Origin of the sequence: Phocaeicola paurosaccharolyticus JCM 15092 (genome assembly GCF_000613805.1) — a bacterium.
Taxonomy (GTDB): Bacteria; Bacteroidota; Bacteroidia; order Bacteroidales; family Bacteroidaceae; genus Phocaeicola; species Phocaeicola paurosaccharolyticus.
On sequence record NZ_BAJR01000003.1, the window covers coordinates 114,151 to 138,945 of the forward strand.

Annotated in this window: 17 protein-coding genes; 13 read left to right on the forward strand and 4 right to left on the reverse strand. The window is 36.9% G+C overall.

Annotation, left to right across the window (positions count from 1 at the left end; translation table 11 throughout):
* Positions 1-290 precede the first annotated feature (290 nt).
* Both JCM15092_RS17875 and JCM15092_RS17880 read right to left on the reverse strand, forming a co-directional pair.
* A complete protein-coding gene (locus tag JCM15092_RS17875; RefSeq protein WP_369384641.1) occupies positions 291-809 on the reverse strand; it encodes an acetylxylan esterase in 519 nt (172 codons plus the stop codon).
* Positions 758-1,573, reverse strand: coding sequence for an acetylxylan esterase (locus tag JCM15092_RS17880; RefSeq protein ID WP_369384638.1), 816 nt, complete (start codon positions 1,571-1,573; stop codon positions 758-760). Before JCM15092_RS17880 ends, JCM15092_RS17875 begins: the two co-directional genes overlap by 52 nt.
* 163 nt (positions 1,574-1,736) lie before the next feature.
* Here JCM15092_RS17880 and JCM15092_RS02855 point away from each other — a divergent pair, with 163 nt between their 5' ends.
* The 13 genes from JCM15092_RS02855 to JCM15092_RS02910 all read left to right on the forward strand — a co-directional run bounded on the left by JCM15092_RS02855 (position 1,737) and on the right by JCM15092_RS02910 (position 22,512).
* Positions 1,737-2,624, forward strand: a complete 888-nt coding sequence (locus JCM15092_RS02855; RefSeq protein WP_024993336.1) for an AraC family transcriptional regulator — start codon at positions 1,737-1,739, stop codon at positions 2,622-2,624.
* Between the two features lie 164 nt (positions 2,625-2,788).
* Positions 2,789-3,061 carry a hypothetical protein gene (locus JCM15092_RS14725; RefSeq protein ID WP_051532464.1) on the forward strand — a complete coding sequence of 91 codons (273 nt, stop codon included), beginning with the start codon at positions 2,789-2,791 and terminating at the stop codon, positions 3,059-3,061.
* A 171-nt stretch (positions 3,062-3,232) separates the two neighbouring features.
* Positions 3,233-3,787 carry a helix-turn-helix domain-containing protein gene (locus JCM15092_RS02865; RefSeq protein WP_024993338.1) on the forward strand — a complete coding sequence of 185 codons (555 nt, stop codon included), beginning with the start codon at positions 3,233-3,235 and terminating at the stop codon, positions 3,785-3,787.
* Positions 3,788-3,798: 11 nt separating this feature from the next.
* Positions 3,799-5,451 carry an AMP-binding protein gene (locus JCM15092_RS02870; RefSeq protein WP_024993339.1) on the forward strand — a complete coding sequence of 551 codons (1,653 nt, stop codon included), beginning with the start codon at positions 3,799-3,801 and terminating at the stop codon, positions 5,449-5,451.
* 34 nt (positions 5,452-5,485) lie between these two features.
* Positions 5,486-5,956, forward strand: a complete 471-nt coding sequence (locus tag JCM15092_RS02875) for an amidohydrolase family protein (protein ID WP_084488423.1) — start codon at positions 5,486-5,488, stop codon at positions 5,954-5,956.
* Positions 5,957-6,313: 357 nt separating this feature from the next.
* Positions 6,314-8,272 carry an alpha-L-arabinofuranosidase family protein gene (locus tag JCM15092_RS14730; protein WP_034541471.1) on the forward strand — a complete coding sequence of 653 codons (1,959 nt, stop codon included), beginning with the start codon at positions 6,314-6,316 and terminating at the stop codon, positions 8,270-8,272.
* Between the two features lie 225 nt (positions 8,273-8,497).
* Positions 8,498-10,231: a ligand-binding sensor domain-containing protein gene (locus JCM15092_RS16460; protein ID WP_051532465.1), complete on the forward strand. Its 1,734-nt coding sequence runs from the start codon at positions 8,498-8,500 to the stop codon at positions 10,229-10,231.
* 47 nt (positions 10,232-10,278) lie between these two features.
* Positions 10,279-12,366, forward strand: a complete 2,088-nt coding sequence (locus JCM15092_RS16465) for a hybrid sensor histidine kinase/response regulator transcription factor (RefSeq protein WP_159101362.1) — start codon at positions 10,279-10,281, stop codon at positions 12,364-12,366.
* Positions 12,367-12,438: 72 nt separating this feature from the next.
* A complete protein-coding gene (locus JCM15092_RS02890) occupies positions 12,439-14,982 on the forward strand; it encodes a glycosyl hydrolase 115 family protein (RefSeq protein ID WP_204367503.1) in 2,544 nt (847 codons plus the stop codon).
* 93 nt (positions 14,983-15,075) lie between these two features.
* Positions 15,076-15,984 carry a carboxylesterase family protein gene (locus tag JCM15092_RS02895; protein ID WP_024993342.1) on the forward strand — a complete coding sequence of 303 codons (909 nt, stop codon included), beginning with the start codon at positions 15,076-15,078 and terminating at the stop codon, positions 15,982-15,984.
* Between the two features lie 29 nt (positions 15,985-16,013).
* A complete protein-coding gene (locus JCM15092_RS02900; RefSeq protein ID WP_024993343.1) occupies positions 16,014-17,648 on the forward strand; it encodes an alpha-L-fucosidase in 1,635 nt (544 codons plus the stop codon).
* A gap of 11 nt (positions 17,649-17,659) precedes the next feature.
* On the forward strand, positions 17,660-19,771 hold the full coding sequence (locus tag JCM15092_RS02905) for a glycoside hydrolase family 43 protein (protein WP_024993344.1): 2,112 nt from the start codon (positions 17,660-17,662) through the stop codon (positions 19,769-19,771).
* Positions 19,772-20,052: 281 nt separating this feature from the next.
* Positions 20,053-22,512: a glycoside hydrolase family 2 protein gene (locus JCM15092_RS02910; RefSeq protein WP_024993345.1), complete on the forward strand. Its 2,460-nt coding sequence runs from the start codon at positions 20,053-20,055 to the stop codon at positions 22,510-22,512.
* Positions 22,513-22,584: 72 nt separating this feature from the next.
* On the opposite strand, the gene JCM15092_RS02915 is transcribed toward JCM15092_RS02910, so the two are convergent.
* Positions 22,585-23,043: a DUF2059 domain-containing protein gene (locus JCM15092_RS02915; RefSeq protein ID WP_084488425.1), complete on the reverse strand. Its 459-nt coding sequence runs from the start codon at positions 23,041-23,043 to the stop codon at positions 22,585-22,587.
* 259 nt (positions 23,044-23,302) lie between these two features.
* Complete coding sequence (locus JCM15092_RS02925; protein ID WP_024993347.1) at positions 23,303-24,697, reverse strand: alpha-L-fucosidase; 1,395 nt, start codon at positions 24,695-24,697, stop codon at positions 23,303-23,305.
* Between the last annotated feature and the right edge of the window lie 98 nt (positions 24,698-24,795).

Here is a 24,795-nt window from a genome sequence, read left to right on the forward strand (position 1 = left end):
AGAAAATTTGTTGCATTTATTTTACAACATGTTACAAACTAAATTTCAAACGTTACATAAAGGCAATATTATAAAAAATATAAATACGAAAACGGCCTCTATTCATTTATTTTTTTGTGTAACATTTATTTTTCATGTTATATTTATAGAACAATTGGTAATCTTTACCTTTTAAAGATTATTCGGTTTTAATGATTTAAGTTTAACATAAATTACAACTCACAAATAAAGTGTATTTAAAGAAGTGATTCAAATACTATTTTATCATTAAATGATACAATTTTGAACAATCACTGTAAATTCATTTTGTTCCATATCCATTTGCACCATTCATCCCACTGTTCCTGATACCAGAAATGAGCAGTTTGAAGGTATAGACTAATTTCTTTGGGCGATTTTATTGAGTTGTAAGCTGCATACATTGATGTCGGAGAGCAAACATTGTCATTGTACCCCCAACTATACCAACCAGGAATGTTTAGTAATCTTGCAAAGTTTACTACATCATAATATTTGCTTGTATTAATATCTGCTTGTGATGGATTGTCATTGTAAAGGAAATAGCATGGCCATCCTCCCTGTTGTTGGTGAAGGAAGGCAGTATGGTCACACATTGCTGGGTGAACAGCTGCAATAAATGTTACTCTCTTGTCTAATGCCCCAGTTGCAATAGATAGTGCTCCTCCTTGACTTGAACCGGTTACTCCAAGCTGTTTATGGTTAAACTCGTCCAGTGAACAGATATAATCTACAGCTCTTAAGGCTCCAATAAAAACTCTTTTATAGTAGAATTCATCTCTGTTTGCCAGGTTAAAATTCCAATATCCGTTAAGGCTCCTTGCGCCAACTTATCATAGTAGTCATTGCTCATTGTTACCGGAATTCCATGAATGCCTATCTCTAATGTTATTGCACCTTTTGAAGCTGTCTCTATATCTCCATAGTAAGCTCTTACTCCTGCTCCCGGTACTCTCAGTAATGCAGGATATTTGCCCTCTTTTTTGGGGATGCATAGAATGCCGTACGTTCTTGAACCAGGACGTATATTCTGAAAACTGACCTGATATACATTCACCTTATCGGTACATGACGATGGAATGATCTCCATCTTAGGTTCAATAGGTATCTTTCTGGCTTCAGACAATGCGCTTTCCCAATAGGTCATAAAATCTTCGGGCATCTCAGCACAAGGTCCTATCTTTTCAACATTATATCCGGCAGTAGCTGATCCCTTATAATCATATCCATTTACATGGGCAGTGACCTCACATCTTACAAATCCAGGTTTGTTTAATTTGCTATTTACAACAGCTGTTCCGTCTTTCAATACAATATTATCTCTTTTTTCAGAAGTGTTCGTTTCCTGTTGTATAGTGTAATCTATTACAGCGTCCTTTAAAAGATTTTCTGCCTTGTATACACTTATAGTAAATTTGCAGCTCTCTCCTGTCTTGTATTGCCAGTTATCATGATTCAAACTTACCGACACTCTAATCTCATTACCTCTTATCTGAGATGAAATAGGTGAACAGATAAGTGCAATAAGTAATAATAGAATAATTTCTCTTCTCATATTATATATATTTTATACAAAAATAGATTTAATGATTTGCTTAAGATGATACTAATTTATCTATCTATCTCAAATTAAATTGATTGATGTCAGTAAAATAGTTTATGTAAATAAAGATTATAGTAATATATAATCATTATATTTGTATATACAATAAAGCACTATGAAGAAGACAAATAACATAATAAGAGAGATAACTCCATTATCAGATCGTGATTGTTTTTATATAGCAGATAGGTTTAAGAATGAGTTTACTTATCCTATTCATAGTCATCCGGAATTTGAACTAAATTTTACAGCCCATGCTAATGGTGTAAGAAGAATCGTTGGCGACTCCTCAGAGATAATTGGTGAGTATGATATGGTACTAATAACCGGCAAGGATCTTGAACATGTTTGGGAACAGGGGGACTGCACTTCAGATAAAATTAGGGAGATTACCATTCAATTCTCTCCAGACCTCTTCTTTAACAACTTTATTAAGAAGAGTCAATTCGATAGTATTAGTAAAATGCTTGAAAAGGCACAGAGAGGAATATGTTTCCCTACTGAGGCAATCATGAAGGTTTACTCCACACTTGATACACTCTCTTCTGAGAAAGATGGATTTTATGCGGTAATAAAATTTCTATCCATCCTACATGAACTTTCTCTCTACGATGATGTGCGTGAATTGTCAAGTTCTTCTTTTGCTAGGATAGAAAGTTCAAGTGACAGCAGAAGAGTTTCTAAAGTACAAAAATATATAGAGGATCACTATAAAGAGGAGTTACGCCTCAATACACTATCAGAATTGGTTAATATGACTCCTGTTTCATTTAGCCGTTTCTTTCACCTTAGAACTGGGAAGACCCTTTCTGACTTCATTGTCGATATTCGTTTAGGGTTTGCAACAAGAATGCTTGTAGACACATCGACTTCTATTGCTGAAATATGTTATGATTGCGGATTCAATAACCTTTCAAATTTCAATCGTATTTTTAAGAAAAAGAAAGGTTGTTCTCCAAAAGAGTTCAGAGAAAACTACACCAAGAGAAAGACATTAATATAACAGATATTATCCTCTTTGGCTGTTTATTATTCGGATATTATATTTGTTAGTAAATTTAAAGTTAAAAAAAACAAGAACTGATTAACATGGAGAATTATTCGCTTTATTTGTCATCATTATTCTAGAATAGATTATTATAAATTATCAAAAACAGATTGTGTAGTATGAAAAAGTTAATTATGTGTGTTGTGATGATTGCTGCTATGGGTTCATATTCAGCAATTAATGCTCAGAAAGTTGCAAAGACTCAGAAAGTAGCAAAGGCAGAACAATGCTGCAAAGCTGATAAAAAAGAGTGTGCCAAAGCTGAAAATAAGTCTTGCTGCAAAGCTGATAAAAAAGAGTGCGCTAAAGCTGAAAATAAGACTTGCTGCAAAGCAAAAGAAGGTGTAAACAAGGCTGAGAAAGCTAGCAACAAAAAAGCAGAAGTGAAATAAATTCTTATAGAATCTTAGTAAAGGACCGCTTACATTATGTAATGTTGGTCCTTTTTTTATTATATATTGGTCATGATTTTGCAATTAAATGGGACCAGATTTATATTATGCCGGCATTTTTTATAGTAATTGTAAAATCTTAATTATCTTTGAACACTAAATTATAGTAATATGAGTGACAACATTAAACAAATAGCCGAGAGACTAAAAGGACTACGTGAAGTATTAGAAATTACCCCGGATGAAGTTGCGCAAAGCTGTAACATCAATATTGATGATTATTTAGCAATGGAGAGTGGAAAAAGTGATATATCTGTTAGTACATTGCAAAAGATTGCTCGAAAATATGGCATTACATTAGATGTTCTTATGTTTGGCGAGGAACCAAAGATGAACTCATATTTTCTAACTAGACGTGATACTGGAGTCTCTGTGGAACGTACCAAAGCGTATAAATATGAAGCTCTAGCTTCTGGATTCCGTAGAAGAATTGTAGACCCATTTATCGTCACAGTTGAGCCTAAGCCAGAGGATACACCTATATATCAAAACTCTCATGAAGGTCAGGAATTCAATTATATTCTTCAAGGTAAATTGCTTCTTGAATTTAAAGGTAAGCATATTATACTTAATGAGGGTGATAGTATATATTTTGATTCATCAGTTCCCCATGGTATGCGTGCCTTGGATAACAAACAGGTGAAGTTCCTTGCAATAATTATGTAATTAGGTATTATATGATAGAAAATTTTTTAGATAAAGTAGATTTTACTTCACAAGAAGATTTTAAGAATAATCTTAAGATAAAAGTACCAGAAAACTTTAATTTCGGTTATGATGTTGTGGATGCCTGGGCAGAAGAAGATCCTGAGAAAAAAGCCTTATTATGGACAAACGATAAGGGAGAGCATATTCAGTTTACTTATGCTGATTTAAAGAAATATACAGATAAAACAGCTTCTTATTTTCAAAGCCTTGGAATAGGCAAAGGAGATATGGTTATGCTGATTTTAAAGAGAAGATATGAATTTTGGTTCTCTATTATTGCTCTTCATAAACTTGGTGCAGTTGCAATACCTGCTACGCATCTTCTTACAAAAAAGGATATAGTTTACAGATGTAATGCTGCAGGAATTAAGATGATTGTAGCCGCAGGAGAGGGAGTAATAACACAACATATTTTCGATGCTGTTGCCGATTCTCCAACACTAAAGACTCTTGTAAGTGTAGGCCCTGAATATCCTGAAGGCTTTTTTGATTTTCACAAGGGCATTGAGAATGCTGCACCATTTGTACGCCCTAAGAATGTAAATGCAAACAGTGATATTTCATTGATGTATTTCACTTCCGGAACAACAGGTGAACCTAAGATGGTTGCACACGATTTTACATATCCATTAGGACATATCGTTACAGCTTCTTTCTGGCATAACCTTCACAAAGATAGTTTGCATCTTACTATAGCCGATACTGGTTGGGGTAAGGCAGTATGGGGAAAACTATATGGTCAGATGATTGCCGGAGCAAATATATTTGTATACGATCACGAGAAATTTACCCCTGCCGATATCTTGGGTAAGATTCATCAATATCGTATCACATCACTTTGCGCACCTCCTACAATATATCGTTTCCTTATAAAAGAGGATATTAGTAAATATGATCTCACTTCTCTAGAATATTGTACAACTGCCGGTGAAGCACTGAATTTCTCTGTATATAAGACTTTCAAGGAGATAACAGGAATACGTCTCATGGAGGGTTTTGGACAGACTGAGACAACTCTTACTCTTGCTACATTCCCTTGGATGGAACCAAAACCTGGAAGTATGGGAGTTCCAAATCCACAGTATGATATAGACCTGATTACTTCAGACGGACGTTCTGCAGAGGATGGTGAACAGGGACAGATTGTGATAAGAACAGATAAGGGAAAACCTCTAGGTCTGTTTAAAGAATATTACAGAGATAAAGAACGTTCTCAAGAAGCTTGGCATGATGATATTTATTATACAGGTGATGTAGCATGGCGAGATGAAGACGGATACTACTGGTTTGTAGGCCGTGCAGATGATGTTATAAAGAGCTCAGGTTACCGTATCGGCCCATTCGAAGTGGAGAGTGCACTTATGACTCATAAAGCTGTTGTTGAATGTGCCATAACAGGGGTACCTGATGAGATAAGAGGACAAGTGGTTAAGGCTACTATAGTATTAAGTAAAGAGTATAAAGGCAAGGAAGGTCCTGAACTTATAAAAGAGATACAGGATCATGTTAAGCGTGTTACTGCTCCATATAAATACCCTAGAGTGATTGAGTTCGTTGATGAACTTCCAAAAACGATAAGTGGTAAAATCCGTAGAGTTGAAATTAGAGAAAAAGATAAATAATTAATTATTAACTTTCAAACTTTGTTCTGTCAGTATGATACGTAATCTTTTTTTGATTGTATTGTTTTGCCTTGCATCACTACAGGGTATGGCTCAGAACTTGGCACCAATAACATGGAGCGCCTATGGACTAACTTTTAAAGCTCCCAAAGGAATAGGAGTGGAAGAGGATACAGAAGAGACTTTCTTGCTTAACAATAATAACTTCTATATTACTATTCAGGCTTTGGATTCTGATGGTATGACTAAAGATGATCTTGAAAAGGAGTTGTTGGGACTTGCTGATGAAGATGGTATGACTAAACGCTCTTCTACAAAGAAGTTTGACTTACCTCAATTCTATGGAATCTTTGTTCACGGTAGTTGTGATGTAGATAAATGTTGCTATTGTTATTTGATGACTAAGGCAGCAGGAAATGTATTCTTTGTATCTGTTATCCATTCTAATGGAGAAGAGGCGATAGCAGAAAGCATTCTCAAGAGTTTCAAGATGGATGAAGAATAGTTCACAAAGTTTAATAATATAAAAAATAGGGCCCTTTATTTAAAGAGCCCTATTTTTTATATCTTATTCAATTATAGGAATTTATAAACATATCCTTAACTTTAGGATACTTATCCAATGCCTTTGGATATTTATCCTAAGCTTTAGGATATTTGTCCTAAGCCTTTGGACAAACAAAACTTGTCTAAATATTTAGATTTGTATTGATTATCAAGCCAATTTGCCTGTTGATTATAGCTTATAATTATTATATTATGATGAATCATTTTACAAAGCTTTTGAAACATATATATTGTCTATTTATATTGAAATAAATAATCTTTGCAAGAAATAAAATCTAAAAATCTATTAGAGATAATGAAAGCACTAAAAACCACTATTACATTAGTTGCTTTACTGATGATCTCTTCAGTAATGGCACAGCCTAAATTAACATTGAAGGTTGATAAGGCAGAAAAAGAAGTTAGTCCAACTCTTTATGGACTAATGACAGAAGAAATAAACTATTCTTATGAGGGTGGACTTTATGCCCAGCTTATAGGAAACAGTTCTTTTAAAGAAGATCGCAATGGAGCTAGACAGGCTTGGGGACGTTGGAAACCAGGTGGTCCAAAGTACTGGAATGTTACAGATACAATAAACTCTCATATCAGCTTGGCCATGAATGATGGCATCAACAGAGCAAATCCTGTCTCTTTATGTTTTGAGGCGAAAGTAGGTTCTACATTAACAAATGATGGATTCTGGGGGATTCCCGTTAAACCTAATGAACATTTCGAAGGGGCTTTTTTTGCAAAGGGTAATTCCGATGCGCCTATGTCAGTTATTGTTAGTTTAGTCAGCACTGACGGGAAAACAGTATATGCAAAACAAGAAGTTAAGAATATAGATAAAAGTTGGAGCAAACACTCTTTTATCCTTGATATTCCAGGAGAGATTAAAGCGACAAAAGATGTAAAATTCCATATAACAGCTTGCCAGAGTGGTAAATATTGGCTTTCACGTGTAACCCTCTTCCCAGAAACATTTAAAGGACGCAAGAATGGACTTCGAAAGGATCTTATGCAGATGATGTGTGAGATGCATCCTAAGTTCTTGCGTTTCCCTGGAGGTAATTATCTGGAAGGAAATGATTTCCGTAATCGCTTTGACTGGAAGCGAACAATTGGTGATCCTGATGAACGAGTTGGACACATGAGCCCATGGGGTTATCGTTCTTCTGATGGTATGGGACTTCTTGAATTTCTTCTTTGGGCTGAAGATGTTGGTGCAGAACCATTGCTTGGAGTTTTTGCCGGTTATACTCTTAATGGAGATTATATAACAGCTGATTATCTTGATGGATTTGTTAATGATGCACTTGATGAGATAGAATATATTATCGGTGGAGTTGATACAAAATGGGGAGCTCAACGTGCTAAAGATGGACATCCTGAGCCATTCTCATTAAGATACGTAGAGATTGGTAATGAGGACTTCTTTGATAGGAGCAATAGCTATCCTGGTAGATATAAAAAGTTCTATGAGGCAATAAAAGCTAAATATCCTAACTTACAGATTGTATCAACAATAGATGCTAAGATGATGGCCGATCAAGCAGAAAAATCTGGAGTTAAAGATATCAAACTTGATGTAATCGACGAGCACTATTATCGCAATACTGAAAGTATGTATCGCGCAGCAAATCAATATGACAGCTATGACCGTAAAGGACCGAAGATATTCTGTGGAGAATGGGCATCTCGTGAAGGTAAACCTACTACAAATATGAATGCTGCTCTTGGAGATGCTGCATGGATGGCATGTATGGAACGTAATTCAGACATTGTAGTTGCTCATTGTTATGCACCTCTTTTTGTAAACGTAAATCCGGGAGCAATGCAGTGGGAGAGTGATCTTATAGGTTATGATGCAATTTCTGCATATGGCTCTCCATCATACTATGCACAGTGCATGTTTGCAGGTAATGTAGGTGATAAAATAGTACCTGTAGAGGCTTCTGATATTCCAACTCTGACATTTGGCAAAGATAAATTACCTCAGATATACTATTCCGCTACAAAAGATTCAAAGAATGGTAAGATTTATCTTAAAGTAGTTAATGGGGGAAGTACAAAATCGGATATAATTGTTAATGTAGATGGTGCAAAGGTTAAGAGCAAGGGAATAAAGAGTGTTCTTTCTTCAGAAAAACCGGAAGATACAAACTCTATAGATAATCCTAAGAAGATAGTACCTATAGTTTCAAAGCAGAAGGTAGGAAATAAATTTAACCTTACTCTCGCTCCATACTCGATTACAGTATTAGTTATGTGATTATGAATAAATAAATAAGTATATATTTTTAAGTGTGTGAATGTATTTTTTTATCATTAGTTTAAATTTAAGTTTAATAGGTCGTTATTCATTAACGGCCTATTGTTTTTTAATAACATTCTATTATTCACTTTACGGATTATAAAATATATGTAACAAATCTCAATGCCTGTAATGAAATAAATAGATAATTTTAAAAAGTTTATTATACAATGGCACTTTACTATGAAAAAACAAACTTTCAAATTCGTTACATTACTTCTTTTTGAGATTGTCTTTAATGTTGCATTTTTTAAAGGATTTGCCCAAAATGGATATCTCTATACTTCAGAACAATTGTCCAGTAGCTGTACAACGTCTATTGTTCAGGATAGATATGGTTTTATTTGGATAGGCACAGAATATGGCCTTAATCGTTTTGACGGATATCGCTTTAATCAATATTTTAATCAGATTGGAGATAATAAATCTTTAATAAGCCATGATGTAATAACTATGCTTGTATCAAGCAAAGGAGAACTATGGTTAGGGTGTGGAAAAGGATTGTGCCGATATAACTATTCAGACAACAGCTTTGAGCGTTTTGCTTTTCCATACAATGTTTCTCCAAGAGTTACACATATCATAGAATCTCCAAAAGGTGAAATAATATTTGGTACTGCCGGATTTGGACTCTTCTGTATCAAAAATAATAAAATTACATCTTTAATTCCACCCTTAAGAAAGGTAGAAAAGGGTTTCTTTAGCCGTATTTTTATGGATGCTGAAGGATATTTATGGCACTCCGGAAATATGTCTTTATTGATAAGAACTAAAATTGGAGGAGATAGGAAGAATGATGTTATCTATAACATGAAGTATGGTCTTGCAACATCTTTCATAGATTATGGTAAACAAGGTTTTATAGCTGTTTGTACTAAAGGGTTGATGAGATATGATTATGCTACCCATACCTTTTCGGATGCAGGTTATGATCTAACTCAAATGGAAGGTGCAATAATAGAGAGGTCTAAACTGAGTAAAGAGGGAAATATATATTTAGGAATGAGGGGAAATGGACTCTTCGTAATAAATAAAGGGGAGAAAGTAGTAAAGAGAGTTAGTATTAATGATAAGCCTGTCATGGAGTCAAGCATTGTTAATAACATCCTTATTGATAAGAGTGATAATATATGGCTTAGTTGTTACCGTAGTGGACTTTATGAGATAAATAGATCGAAGGAGCCATTTGGAAATTGGATTTTAGAGGATGAAAACAATCCTACCGGTAAAAATATTTCTGCTATAGCACCATTATATGGAGGTGGATATATTGCTGCTTCTTACAATGGAAGTATATATCACATCTCTCCATTTGGTCATACGTTGGAAGTTCACGACTCTCCTTATGGTATAAATAGTATGATTCCAGATGGCGAGGGAGAGTACTGGATGAGTGGAGTCAACACATTATGGAAATATAATCCGAAAAGTAATAAACTTACCAATAAATATACCGACAAGAAATACGAGTTTACACACTTTGGAATAGACAAAAAACATCTATATATATCATTGGTTGGACATGGCTTTATGATGATGGATATTAAAAGTGAGGAGAAGAGGGTAATTAATAGTGGCGATGATTCGAATACTGAAGGCTCCCTGTGTAATGGATGGATAATGAATTTCATGACAGACAGTTCAGAACTTATTTGGATTTCTACGGCAGATGGCGTATGCTGCTTTAACCCTGCAAAGAATAGTTTCAAAACCTTCGGATGGAGAAATATTGTGCCTGGGACATTATGCTATGGAACAGTAGAAGATAATTATGGGAGAATTATTATAGCCTCAATCAGAGGACTCTACTGCTATGACAAAAAGAGTAATAAGATAGGGCGATTACCTAATACTTCAGAACTTGATAATTTGCATATTTTGGGCCTTAATATAGATAGCATGGAGACATATGGATAACCTCTTCGCAAGGATTATGGTACTATAATGTGGAGACTCATAAACTTGTGAACCATATTAAGGATAATGGTTTAAAAAAGACAGAATATGAGATTGATGCCTCTGTTAACATAGATGGAAATGATCTGGCATTCGGAACAGACAAAGGAATACTGTTTTTCAAACCTGATGAGGTGTTGAACAAAAAGAAAGATCCGGGTAATGTTTTCCTGACCGCTTTTACTATTGGTGGAAAGTGGCAAGATATTGTGAATTATGAATTTACTATACCATGGGATGATAATACATTTATGTTTCAGCTGTCTACTTTGTCGTATGACAAAACTGAGAATGTGACATATAAGTATAGAATAAACGAAAATAGTAAATGGATTTGCGCTATAGATAAGGGGAATACATTCAGTTTCAACAATATCAAGCCGGGGAATTATATTTTTGAGGTGAAAGCTGTAGTAAATGGAGTTGACACCCCTGTAAAGTATATAAAGATATCAATAGAGTCTCCATGGTACTCAAGCAATGTAGCATTTATAATATATGCATTGATAGTACTCGCACTTGTTTACTCATTTTATATCTATTATCGCAGAAGATTGCAAAGCCGTTATGAGGAGCAGAAGATGAGATTCCTTATTAATGCTACTCACGATATACGTTCCCCTCTTACATTAATAATGGGACCATTGAAAAAGTTGAGAATGATGGCTGTGGATGAGGAGAGTAAGCATTATGTAGATATTATAGGACGTAATGCCGACCGCATGCTAACTCTAGTAAACCAGATTCTTGATGTAAGGAGACTTGACGAGAACCAAATGAATATTCATTGTGAACGTACAGACCTTGTGACATTGGTAAACGGAATAAGTACTCTTTTTCAATTCAATGCGCGTGAACGTGGTATTAATATAACTCAGTCCAGCAACAGACAAAAGATTGAGGCTTATGTTGACCGAGCTAATTTTGAAAAGGTAATCACAAACCTTTTGTCGAATGCACTGAAATATACTTTTGATGGTGGAAATATTGAGATTAATCTAAAGGCTGAAAATAAGATGGTAGCCATAGAGGTTATGGATGATGGAATAGGAATCTCAAAGGATGATATTCCAAAGCTCTTCGACCGTTTCTACCTTGGTAATAACTCTAAAGGGTATAATGTGGGAGGAACAGGAATCGGTCTCAATCTATGTCGTCAGTTGGTAACCCTTCATGGGGGAGAGATAAGTGCAAACTTGCGCTCAGATGGAAAGAGAGGATCTTGTTTTACCATTTCACTTCCTTTAGGAAAGAAACACCTAAAGCCAAATCAGTTGAATGATAACGAGGATGAAATCAATGGACTCAAAGGTCGCTATCGTGCCAGCCGTAATTTCAAAATTCTTGTTGCAGATGATGATATTGAGGTTGCAAGGTATATAAAGCTTGAATTAGGAGAGTGGTATAGAGTAGATATCGTTTCTAATGGAAATGATGCTCTTAATGCACTATTCAACGGCCAATATGATCTGCTGATAACAGATGTTGTTATGCCTGTTATGGATGGAGTAACCCTATTGAAACGTATTAAGGGAAATCCAAATATAAGTGATATACCGGTAGTTCTACTTACATCAAAATCTGCCGTTGAGGATCGTTTGGATGGACTTCGTTACGGAGCAGATGCATATATAGCAAAACCATTTAATATAGATGAATTGCATGTAACTATCGATAACCTTGTAGATAACGTACGTAGGCTAAGGGGTAAGTTCTCGGGGAACCAGTCTCAAGAGGGTAAGGTTGAAAATGTAGAGATGAAAAGTAATGACGATTCACTTATGCAGAGTATAATGAATTCAATAAACAATAACTATACCGACCCTGAGTTTAATGTAGAGAGGTTAGCTGCCGATCTTGCAATGAGTCGTGTACAGCTCCATCGTAGAATGAAGGAGATTACAGGAGTCTCATCAAGCGAGTTTATAAGGAATATAAGACTCAAACAAGCTGCAAGGTTGATTAAAGAGAAACAGGTTAATGTGAGCCAGGTGGCTTATGCTGTAGGATTCAACAGCCATGCTCATTTCTCTACTCTGTTTAAAAAATATTATGGTATGTCACCAAAAGATTATGCGGACAATGGTACAGAATAGGTGTATATATCATTCAAATAATTACTAGAAGAAACTGAAAATTAAAAAGATATGCTAAGAAACTATTGCTTTTTGACTTTACTTATATTTTCAATGTATGCTGGTGCACAGATAAATATAAGTTATAAATATTCCAGAGATAATTTCCCAATTTGTAATAATGGTAATACATTTCACTTAGTGGTCTCTGCAAATGAGGAAATAAGTGTAAAGAATATTGTCTCTATTTTTGCTGATGATATAGAGAGGGTGACTTCTATACGTCCTGTTATATCAAATAGTCCCAAGGGAGATAATGTCATCGTTATCGGAACTCTTGGCAAGAACCGTTGGATTGATGAACAGGTTGCTAAAGGCAAATTGGATGTGTCACAAATAAAAAACGGTTGGGAACAATATATTATAAAAGTTATTGATACACCTGAGCAAGGAATAGGAAGAGCTTTGGTAGTGGTGGGAAGTGACCGCAGAGGTACTGCCTATGGCGCATTACACATATCCGAAAAGATAGGTGTGTCCCCATATTACTGGTGGGCAGATGTTCCAGTGGAGAAACACTCCGCCTTGTATCTATCAGGTGAGGTAATATCTAAAACCCCTTCAGTTAAATATAGAGGTATATTCATAAATGATGAGGATTGGGGACTGAAACCTTGGTCTACATTTAATTACGAGAAGAATCTGGGAGATATAGGACCGAAAACATATGCAAAAGTATGTGAGCTCGTGCTCCGTCTTCGTGGTAATATGCTTGCTCCGGCAATGCATACATGTACGGGAGCATTCTATTTTCATCCTGATAGTAAGGTTGTTGCCGACTCATTCGGTATAGTTATATCTACCTCTCATTGTGAACCTCTTCTAATTAATACTGCTGCACCATCGGAGTTTAATATCAAACGTGATGGTGACTGGAACTATGCAACAAATGACTCTGTAATCAGGGAGAAGTGGAACAGGCGTATGGAGGAGGCTTCACAATACGAGAATATCTATACTGTGGCTATGCGTGGTCTGCATGATGCCGGACTTCGTGGGCGACTTCCTATGAATAAGCAGGTTGAAGTCCTGACAAGAGTTATAAAAGATCAGCGTTCAATTCTTACAAATCATATATCTAAGGATATTGAAGATATCCCTCAGATTTTTGTACCATATAAAGAGACAATGGATGTCTTTGAGAATGGATTACAAATTCCGGACGACATAACCCTGGTATGGGTAGATGATAACTATGGATATATAAAAAGAGTTAGCAATCTTGAAGAGCAGAAGCGTAAGGGAGGATCGGGAGTATACTATCATCTCTCATATTTAGGGGCTCCACACGACTATCTATGGTTGAACACTACATCACCTTTACTGATGTATAAAGAGTTGATGAAAGCATACAATACAGGTGCCGACAGATACTGGCTACTTAATGTGGGTGATATAAAGCCTTCAGAACTTGGCATGAAGACGTTCTTTGATTTGGCATGGAATGTTGATGAATTTGATGCCAACAGTATAAATAAACATCAGCCTCTTTTTTTAGGTGACCTATTCGGAAAAGAATATATCAAGGATTTTCAGACCCTACTTGATGAATATTACAGACTGGCATGGAGTCGTAAGCCTGAGTTCATGGGATGGGAGAGAGAGTGGGATGATAAAGAACATACCGGACTGAAAGATACTGAGTACTCATTCAGTAATTATGGAGAGGCTCAATCAAGATTAAGCGACTATAAAAAGATATCTTATAAGGTAAAATCTATTATGGATAAGTTGCCTATGAATAGACGTGCAGCATTTTTTGAGATGATTGCATATCCTGTTATGGGCTCTTATCAGATGAACAGAAAATTCCTTATGGCACAACTTAACCATGAGCTTTTAAAGGAGGGTAATAATGCAGGAGCTAACTGGACGGCAAAAGAGATGGAGCTATCGTACGATAGTATTTCAGTTCTTAACAGCCAATATAACTCTATGCTTGGAGGAAAGTGGAAAGGTATGATGGAACTGGCTCCCGGATGGTGTGCTCTGTATCAGAATAAACCTGCGGTGACTTACACAGATGGAGTTAAAGAGAGAACAGTCGATTTAAAAGTCAAGAGCGAGAAACTTGATAGATGTTTTGTTCTTGACTTAACCAAGATAAATAAAAAAGATGAGTCTAACGGGCACAAATTCTCTATCATAGAAGGTATGGGATATGATTGGCATGTCCTTCAGCTTGGTGAACCTACAGATAGACCTGCCGATGCAGGCAATATAAATGGTGACAGAGTGGAGTATAGATTGCCAAAAATAGAGAATGACTCTATAGAAGTGACTATCTATAGCGTTCCTTTCTTCCCGCTTTATCAGGGACGTAATACCGATATTGGTATCTCTGTGGATGGATGTATACCTCAGATATTTAGAAATAAGTTCAAGGAATATGATCTTACCTGGAAGAATCAGGTATTACGTAATGGTGCTGAAGTACGTCTTAAATTTGCCATAAATAAGAGTCTTAAAGAGCATAAAATATCATTCATCTGTGGCGAACCGGGTATGATGATTGAGAAAGTTCTAATCAATTGGGGTGGATTGAAAAGATCATATTTAGGTCCTGATAATTATTGAATTTCAGCTATGTAACATATTGAAAAGGGAATGAAATATATATTATAATTGATATCAATTAATTAGGTATATTTGGTGTCTGTAATTAATACTATGAAACAACTACTTATTTTATTCTCTATGTTATCTCTTCTTTTTTCAGAAGGAGCATATGCCCGAAAGGTTAAGGAGAGCAATATTGTTTTTGGCAATACTATAGATCCAAAAGAACAGATTAAAGAGTCGAGGAGATTGGCCAAGAGGTTAATCTCTGAGAAGGGTGACAAATGGAGAGCTAAGGGTGACCAACATCGAAGCTACTATTTCGATGAGGCAAAGAGAACTCTTCCTTATCGTATATGCGTTCCTGACAGTTGGGATGGGAAATCTAAACTTCCATTGGTACTCTTCTTGCATGGCGGCTGGAACGATGAGAACTCATATCTAGATCAGAATGATAAACAACTAGTGAAGTTGGCTAATGAACATGGGTATCTTCTAGTCTCTCCGTTAGGAGGAGATGCATCCTATGGAAATGAGCTTATGCTACCTGGAGTTTTTGGAAAAGATGAAGTGATAAGGAAAATTATTACTAATATCACTCCCGAAAGGAGAAAAGCTCAGATTATAAGCGAGAAGGATATAATAAATGTTCTTGAAATTGTCATGACAGAATACCCTGTCGATAAGAAAAACCTTTTTCTTATGGGACACTCAATGGGGTCTGGTGGAACATGGTATCTGGGAGCTAAATATTCCGGATATTGGAATGCATTGGCACCTCTTTCGGGACCTTTTGTGACTAAGGAGGGATATCCATGGGAGAATCTTCGTAAGAAACCGATATTCTATACAGAAGGTACAAAGGCTGGAGCATCACTCTCGGGAAGTAGAGAACTAAGCAGGTGGTTGAAGGAGAATAATTTCAACTTTAGATATAAGGAAGTGGATGGTGATCACGGCTCAATGGTACCGATGGTTTTACCTGATATATTTGATTTCCTGGATAGCTGCAGGAGATAAAAATAGAAAAACATATAAAAAATCATATTATGATTAATCTTAAATCATTATTACGAAATAGTCTTATTGTCTCTACTCTTATAGCCGGCAACTCAGCCTTGGCACAGGAGTTTAAAGTTAAGGTAAACACAGATAAAGAACCTATCTGTGAAGGTAAGTATAAGCAGACAGCAGAATCTCTTGCCGACTATAAGTGTCCGGAGTGGTTTCGCGATGCAAAGTTCGGTATATGGGCTCACTGGGGACCACAATGTCAGCCTGAAGATGGTGACTGGTATGCTCGTGAGATGTATATTGAGGGAAATAGCCGATACCGATATCAGATTGACGCTATGGGACACCCGTCAGAATTTGGCTTTAAGGATTGGATTCCATTGTGGAAGGCAGACAAATGGGAACCTGAGAAGTTGATAGAACTCTATAAAAGAGCCGGAGCAAAATACTTCTTTGCTATGGCAAATCATCATGATAACTTCGATATGTATGATAGCAAATATCAGCCATGGAACTCAGTTAATATGGGACCAAAAAAGGATATCATTGGAACATGGGCAGCTATATGCAAACGTGAGAGACTTCCTTTCGGTGTGAGTGTACACGCATCTCATGCATGGTGCTGGATGGAGACTTCAAGAGGTGCCGATACTAAGGGAACTCTTAAGGGTGTGAAATATGACGGATGGCTAACAGAAGAGGATGGTAAAGGAAAATGGTGGGAAGGATATGATATCCAGGACCTATACGAACAGCGTCATCCATTGAGTAAGAATAACAGACACTGGGAGTGGGATACAAACGAGGTTACATGTCCTGATCAGGCTTATTGCGATAAGTTTTATAACCGTACTGTTGATCTGATAAACAAATATAATCCTGATTTACTATATTATGATGATACATTCCTGCCACTCTACCCGGTATCGGATGCAGGTATTGCAACTGTTGCTCATATGTACAACAAGAGCATGGCAGAGAACAATGGAAAAAATAAGGCAGTTGTCTTCGGTAAAGTTTTGAACAATGAACAGAAGAAGATGATTGTATGGGATGTAGAGCGTGGTGCTCCTGATGAGATACAGGAACTTCCTTGGCAGACATGTACATGCATAGGATCATGGCACTATGATAAACATGTATATCTGAATGAGGGTTACAAGAAACCTGAAGATGTAATCCGTATGCTGGTTGATGTTGTATCTAAAAACGGAAACCTTCTTCTTAATGTTCCAGTAAAAGGTAATGGTTCTATTGACCCTCTTGAAAGAGCAGTAATCGAGAAGATCGCAGATTGGATGCAGGTTAATGGTGAGAGCATCTTTGGCACACGTCCATGGAGAGTATATGGTGAGGGACCTTCTGTAGATGTTAAGAACCCAATCAATGCACAAGGCTTTAATGAAGGACGAGTAAAATGGTCATCAAAAGATATCCGTTTCAACAAGAAGGGTAAAACTCTATATGTTACTTTGTTCGGCGCTCCTGAAGAAAATTTCGCAGTGAAGAGTCTTGCTAAAGGTGTAAGCAAGGATAAGGTTAAGAGTATACAACTTCTTGGTTCTGATGAGAAGGTTATGTGGAAACAGACTACTCAGGGTGTTGAGATAGTTGCACCAAGCAAAGCACCATTCAAAGAAGCTAACGTTTATAAATTTGTTTTGAAATAATTTGTTATAATATGAAAATAAAGCTGCTAATAACACTTGCACTTCTATCAATTACACATGTTTTTGCTGGTACTCCAGTGAAAACTTATGAGCAGAGGTCATGGAGTGCTGATAATGGAAATGGAACATATACAAACCCACTCTTCTATGATGAGTTCTCAGACCCGGATATCATACGTGTGGGTAATGATTACTACCTTGCCGGTACTACAATGCATACCGTTCCAGGTATAGTTATCCTTCACTCTACAGATTTGGTGAACTGGAAATTTGCATCATATTGTTTTGATGAATTTGATGACCTTTCATCTGAGTTCAGACTTGAAAATGGAAAAGATGTATATGGACAGGGTATATGGGCTCCATGTATACGTTATCATAAAGGGAAATTCTATGTCTTCTCCAACATAAATGGTCATGGACTTCAAGCTTATATTGCTGATAATATTAAAGGCCCTTGGAAACATGTAAAGGTAGAGGGAGACATATACGACCTTTCTGTACTTTTTGATGATAACGGTAAGATATATGCTATTCATAAGTATGGAAATGTTACCTGTACAGAACTTAAACCTGATTTAAGCGGTCCGGTTGAAGGTACTTCACGTGTCATTATCAAAGAGGGTAATGCAATGGGAGAGGGACATCATGTTTATAAGATTAATGGCATGTACTACATCATATCTGCAGACTACTCGCCAATGGGAAGAATGCAGTGTGCCCGTTCAAAGAGTATATATGGTCCATACGAGACCTGTGTTATTAGTGCAAGAGAGTCTTTTGGCTATGGAACAGCCTGGACAACTGGTAATGTAGGCTTGGGAGGGAAAATTCCTGAGGATGGATATAAGTTTACTCAGAATAGAGCAAATGTAGACAAATTAGGTCCGGCTACAATTCACCAGGGAGGTATTGTTCAAGCTGCAGATGGTTCATGGTGGGGTGTCTCTATGCAGGATTTCAATGCTGTGGGACGTACAACATGCTTATCTCCTGTTACATGGGTTGACGGATGGCCATATTTCGGATTAGAGAAAAACTTAGGACGCTCACCGAGAACATGGTTCAAGCCAAACAATAGTAATCCTACTCCACATGCTCCTTATGAGAGATGCGATGACTTCAATGGTGATAAATTGAAACCGGTATGGCAATGGAATCATAACCCTGTAAAAGGGAAATGGGCACTGGATAAGAAGAAGGGGGTACTGAGATTGCATTGTATGCCTGCAAACCAATTTATGAAAGCTAAGAATACGCTTACTCAGCGTGCTATGGGACCTATTTCAATGGCTACAGTAACTCTCGATGCTTCTCATCTGAAGAAAGGCGATAATGCCGGACTTGGAATACTTAATGCACCTTACGTTACTCTGGGAGTTGTAAAAGGAGATAAGAAACTCTCTATGCGTTGGTACGATCAGAATACCAATAATGAGATCGTTGATAATGTTGATGCCAAGAAGATATGGTTGCGTGTTTGGGGAGATTATGACAAGAGCCAGGTTAGGTTCTCATATTCAACAGATGGTTATAATTGGAAGATGATAGGTGATACAACTATAGTATCTTATCAGATGAGGACCTTCCAAGGTGCAAGATATGCGCTCTACTCATTCAACACAGCTATGGTAAATGGTGGATATGCCGATTTTGACAACTTCATTGTTGATGAACCTTTGGCAGACCGCTCAAAGAACATACCTCTTGGAAAGAGCATCACAATCAATAATATTGCTATTGGAAATCTAATGTATGCAATGCCTCATGGTATGATGCATGATGCTGCTCCATTCTCTAAAAACGCTAAATCAAATCAAGCTAAGTTCACCGTTATCGATAAAGGTAATGGTAAGATAAACCTTAAGTGTGCAGATGGTCGCTTTGTCATGATCACCGGTCAAGGTCTCTCTGGAGATGTCCGTTTCACTGATGATGCTAATAAAGCGGAAGATTTTGTATGGCAGGATATGCTCAATGGAGAGTTCATGCTGTTGTCGATGACAACACAGAAGTATGTATACAAGCATCCTGTTGATGGAAGCCCTTATGCCGCTGATTGCCAGGGACCTGATGCAAACAGGAAGAATGGTTGTGTATTTACTTGGCAAGTTGCCGAATAATGAATAATTAAGAATAATACTTTTCTTCATAGAATTTAGGTGGTAATATATTCTGTGCAATTAGCAGATATGTTATCACCTATTCTTTCAACATAGACTTTGCTTATTAGGCAAATTTTAATGAATAATTGGCGATTAGCAGATAAGAATAGATTTTATAGGACGTGGAGTAATCTACGTCCTAAATGTTTCTATTTATAAGCTCGTATTTCTTAAAAAAGGAATAAAGAGAGACGAATAGAAAATCTTTATGTAGTTTTATAGCTGCTAATTATAATATTATGAGAAAACTACTTCTATTTATTTCATTATTCTTATCACTCTATTCTCAGACAAATTCACTTTTGGCTGTGAATTTAGATAGAGTCAATAATACCACAAAGTCTAATTATAAGGCTGATAAAGTTGATTTATCATTAAGGAAACAGTCCTTTGACAGAAACTGGCTCTTCTCTCTTAATGATAATCAAGAGGCAAAAAGTATTAAGTTCGACGACGCCAGCTGGCGCATAGTTAATCTGCCACACGATTGGAGTATTGAAGGAAAGATTGATGCAAAAAATGCTATGGGTAATGACGGAGGTTATTTCCCTGATGGAATAGGCTGGTACAGAAAAGAGTTTTTTATTCCCAAATCGGTAAACGATAAGGAGATCAGTCTCTATTTTGAAGGGGTATATATGAACTCTGAACTCTATGTCAATGGTAAGTTAGTTGGGAAACATCCCTATGGTTACTCCTCTTTTATTTTTGATATTACCTCTTACATAAAAGCAGGGGAGAAAAACCTTGTTGCGGTGAGGGTAGACAATAGCCAACAGAAAAATTGCCGTTGGTACTCAGGGTCCGGAATATATCGCCATGTGTGGCTCATGTCTGCAAATTCAGTTCATATACCACATTGGAGTACACAGATAACATCTCCTTCTGTCGATAAGGATAACTCTTCAGTTAAGATATCAAGTAAGGTAGCAAATGATAGCAAGGCAGATAAGTCATTATCATGCATCTTCTCTCTCTTGCGAAAAGGGGTAAAGGTGGCAGAAGCTAAATCCTCTCTAATGATACCTGCAAACTCTGCTAAGGAGTTCACTTCATTGGTAGAAGTCAAGAATCCGGAGCTATGGAGTCCTGGAAATCCTGCACTATATGACGTAAAGTTGGAGATAATAGATGAGAAAGGTAAGGTAGCAGATACATTTACTGAGATATATGGTATCAAGAAGATAGAATATGATTCTAAATCCGGTCTGAGACTTAATGGGAAAAGTTTGAAACTTAATGGTGGTTGTGCACATCATGATAATGGCATACTCGGTGCAGCAGCTTTCGACCGTGCTGAGGTTCGCCGTGTTGAACTACTGAAGGAGGCCGGCTTCAATGCCGTGCGAACATCACATAATATTCCATCCGAAGCATTCCTTTATGCGTGCGATTCATTAGGACTATTGGTTATTGATGAGGCTTTCGACGGATGGAGAGATGCAAAGAATAAATACGATTATTCCACAATATTCGATAAGTGGTGGAAGGAAGATATAGAGAGCATGGTACTACGTGACCGTAATCACCCATCAATATTCTGTTGGAGTATAGGCAATGAGGTTATTGAGAGAAAGAAGTTGGAGGTGGTTACTACTGCCCATAAGTTGGCTACACATATCCGTTCTCTTGATGGCACACGTCCTGTGACCTCTGCATTGGCAAGTTGGGATAATGATTGGGAGATTTACGATCCTCTTGCGGCAGAACATGATATTGTGGGCTACAACTATCTTATTCATAAGGCAGAGTCAGATCATGAGAGAGTTCCATCAAGAGTGATGATGCAGACGGAATCTTATCCTAAGGATGCGTTCTCCAACTGGTGCATGTTGACAGATCACTCATATATTGTCGGTGATTTTGTATGGACAGCTTTGGATTATCTTGGTGAGTCAGGTATTGGCCGTTTCTATTACGACGGAGAGAGCGCTGGAGAACATTATCAGACTAATCATTTCCCATATCATGGTGGCTATTGTGGTGATATAGATATCTTGGGATGGCGTAAGCCTATCTCACATTATCGACAATTGCTTCATTGTCCCGATAAGAAGATCTATATAGCGGTTAAGGAACCTGATGGATATTTTGGTAAGGTAAGACTTACTTCATGGTCTGTTTGGCCTATGTGGGAGAGTTGGAACTGGCCCGGACATGAGGGTAAAGATATTGATGTTGAGTTATATAGTCACTCTCCTTTAGTAGCACTCTATCTAAATGATAAGCTGATAGATAAGAAGAGTGTAGACCGTAGTAGTGAGTTCAAAGCTGTTTTCACAATTCCTTACCAAGTGGGTACGCTAAAGGCAGTAGGCATGGACAAGGCTGGCAATGTAATAGAGAGTACTATACTAAAGTCGGCAGGAAAGGCTGCTTCTTTACGACTTACCCCCGATCGTTCGACTATTAAGGGAGATGGTCAAGACCTCTCTTTTATAACCGTTGAGGTAGTAGATAAAGATGGAGTTATAGATCCAAATGCAGAAATTGATATCACAGCATCTATTAAAGGAGGTACTATTCAGGCTATAGGCAATGCAAGTCTGAAAGATACTATCCCTTATGTTGGCAATAGTTGCAAGACATGGAAAGGACGTGCTATGATTGTAGTAAGGGCAGACCAGAGAAAGGGTGACATATCTCTTACCGTTAACTCGGAGTTATCGAAAAATAATCTGGTGATTAAGAAAAGGTAAACCTATAGATATAAAAATAGCCCTCGATATTGAGGGCTATTTTTATATTAATGCAGATTGTCCGTCTGTTAATTACTTAGCATCTTTATTTTCCATCCACTTTTTTACGATTGCCATAATTTTCTCCTGAACAGGAATCATATCTTTTGTTAACTCCGGCACAACTTCTGACATGTTTGAGGCCATTTTGCTAAGTTTCATTCCGACAGGTGTCTCATAAAACTTGTTTATCTCCCTGATTTCTGAAATAGTAAAGTTCTTTTTATAGTAAGGAAGTAACTTATTTGTAAGTAAGCCCTTCATTGATGCAGATAAAGTATCTGAAATTTCTTTTACCATACCTTCAGGTGCATTTGGCATTGATTGTTTTAGTTGCTCAAGCATTGTGGAAGGCAGTTGATCTATGGCCTCTATTGCTCCGCTCTTTTTAAGCATCTCGAAATACTCCTTATCGAACTTCTCATTATCTTGTGCCATCATGGCAGAAGAGATGCAAATTAAAGTGATAATAGAAATAAAAACTCTCTTCATAATAATTAAATTTAAAGTTAATACAGCTTTTAGTTTGGCGCAAATATATGAATAATAATTACATAGAGACTATAAATAGACTATTTTTTTTTGGTAAAAAAATATTTCATTTTAATATGATTTTATTGTTTAATGGGAATGCATAACCTAATAATCAAGGCTTCCGGCAATGATACAAAAACTCTTCTTACTTTTGTTGCTGAGTAAAAAATGCACAACCAAAGACTCAAGGTTTCCAACAATATTATTATAACTTTTCTTACTTCTTAATGTTAAATCGGAAAGCTAAAGGTTCATTATTGATGCCTTTTGGCAATGTAACCTTTACCTTATCTCCCTTTACAGAGTACTTCACACTCTTTCCTGTCTGAAGGAGAGTCATATTTCCTGTTGGAATATTTCCGCTCCACTCGATAATCTGTGGAAGCTTTTCATTCTCTGGAAGAGCATAGAGAGCATAGATGGTCTTCTTGTTCTTGTTAGCTGTGAACCATACGTTTCCCTCGTGGTATATAGCAGCATTCCTTGTAGAATAAATAGCTTCTCCATTTTTGTTGAGCCATTGTCCTACTTGGTGCAGACGTTTCGCAACTTCTGCCTCAATAATTCCATCAGGAGTAGGACCTACACCAAGAAGAAGGTTGCCACCTTTAGCTGTTATCTCAATAAGAGAGTTGATAACATACTGAGCAGATTTGAATGGCGCATTAGCTATCCATCCCCAGTCATTACCAAGGGGTATACAACTCTCCCAAGGGTAGTTGAGTTGTGTAGACGGAATTCCTCTCTCAGGAGTCTGATAGTTCTCATTCTTACCTTTTATTGTTCTGTCTACAGCTATAAGCCCCGGATGTCTCTTTCTTACATCAACAAGAACAGAGTCAAGGTTGAAGTCATAGCCTGTTATCCATCCGCCATCTAACCATAGTATGTCCACTGGACCATAGTTAGTTGTAAGTTCATTCAACTGGTTCTGAGTAAATGTCTGATAGTTTTTCCACCAATCAGGATGACGCTCCTTCTTGTAGTTTATATGACGGTTGGGAGTGGCAAAATAAGGGTTCCAGAACCACTCTGTATGCCAGTCAGGCTTTGAGAAGTACTCACCAATCATGAACCCTTTTTCACGGAAAGCATCAAGAACATATTTAAGCACATCTTTTTTAGGGTTGTTCTTGAAAGGTCCTTTAGCGATAGAGAAATCTGTATATTTTGTATCATACATACAGAACCCGTCATGATGCTTTGTTGTGAAGACCATATATTTCATTCCGGCATCATCCATTACGTCAGCCCACTGCTTTGGATCGAAGTTCACCGGGTTGAATGAGTCTTTAAGACCGAAATACCACTTTTTGTAGTCATCGTAAGAAATGTTTTTCTTCCTTGGAATCCATTCCTCGTCCTCTGAACAGAGTGACCATGACTCAACTATTCCTGGAACAGAGTATAGTCCCCAGTGGAATAGTACACCAAATTTCTGGTCTTGCCATTTATCAAGTTTTCTGAGAACTTGGTTGTCTGTAGGCCACATATAGCCATTCTCTTCGGATTGCTGGTGAACAAATCCTTGAACTTCTTGGGCATTCAGTGATGGTATATGGCATAAAGCAACTAAGACTATACCGGCAAATAGCTTATTTATGATTTTCATTTTTTATTGTTTGTAATTTATATTTCTAGTTGAGTTACTCTTACAAAAATAAGAAAATAATTATACTCGAAATAAGAGACAATAGCTTAAATATCACT

Bases quoted from the DNA above. Each gene is read 5' to 3' on its own strand.
- JCM15092_RS17880 (WP_369384638.1), bottom strand. From the start codon at position 1,573: ATGAGAAGAGAAATTATTCTATTATTACTTATTGCACTTATCTGTTCA.
- JCM15092_RS02855 (WP_024993336.1), top strand. From the start codon at position 1,737: ATGAAGAAGACAAATAACATAATAAGAGAGATAACTCCATTATCAGAT.
- JCM15092_RS14725 (WP_051532464.1), top strand. From the start codon at position 2,789: ATGAAAAAGTTAATTATGTGTGTTGTGATGATTGCTGCTATGGGTTCA.
- JCM15092_RS02865 (WP_024993338.1), top strand. From the start codon at position 3,233: ATGAGTGACAACATTAAACAAATAGCCGAGAGACTAAAAGGACTACGT.
- JCM15092_RS02870 (WP_024993339.1), top strand. From the start codon at position 3,799: ATGATAGAAAATTTTTTAGATAAAGTAGATTTTACTTCACAAGAAGAT.
- JCM15092_RS02875 (WP_084488423.1), top strand. From the start codon at position 5,486: ATGATACGTAATCTTTTTTTGATTGTATTGTTTTGCCTTGCATCACTA.
- JCM15092_RS14730 (WP_034541471.1), top strand. From the start codon at position 6,314: ATGAAAGCACTAAAAACCACTATTACATTAGTTGCTTTACTGATGATC.
- JCM15092_RS16460 (WP_051532465.1), top strand. From the start codon at position 8,498: ATGAAAAAACAAACTTTCAAATTCGTTACATTACTTCTTTTTGAGATT.
- JCM15092_RS02895 (WP_024993342.1), top strand. From the start codon at position 15,076: ATGAAACAACTACTTATTTTATTCTCTATGTTATCTCTTCTTTTTTCA.
- JCM15092_RS02900 (WP_024993343.1), top strand. From the start codon at position 16,014: ATGATTAATCTTAAATCATTATTACGAAATAGTCTTATTGTCTCTACT.
- JCM15092_RS02905 (WP_024993344.1), top strand. From the start codon at position 17,660: ATGAAAATAAAGCTGCTAATAACACTTGCACTTCTATCAATTACACAT.
- JCM15092_RS02910 (WP_024993345.1), top strand. From the start codon at position 20,053: ATGAGAAAACTACTTCTATTTATTTCATTATTCTTATCACTCTATTCT.
- JCM15092_RS02915 (WP_084488425.1), bottom strand. From the start codon at position 23,043: ATGAAGAGAGTTTTTATTTCTATTATCACTTTAATTTGCATCTCTTCT.
- JCM15092_RS02925 (WP_024993347.1), bottom strand. From the start codon at position 24,697: ATGAAAATCATAAATAAGCTATTTGCCGGTATAGTCTTAGTTGCTTTA.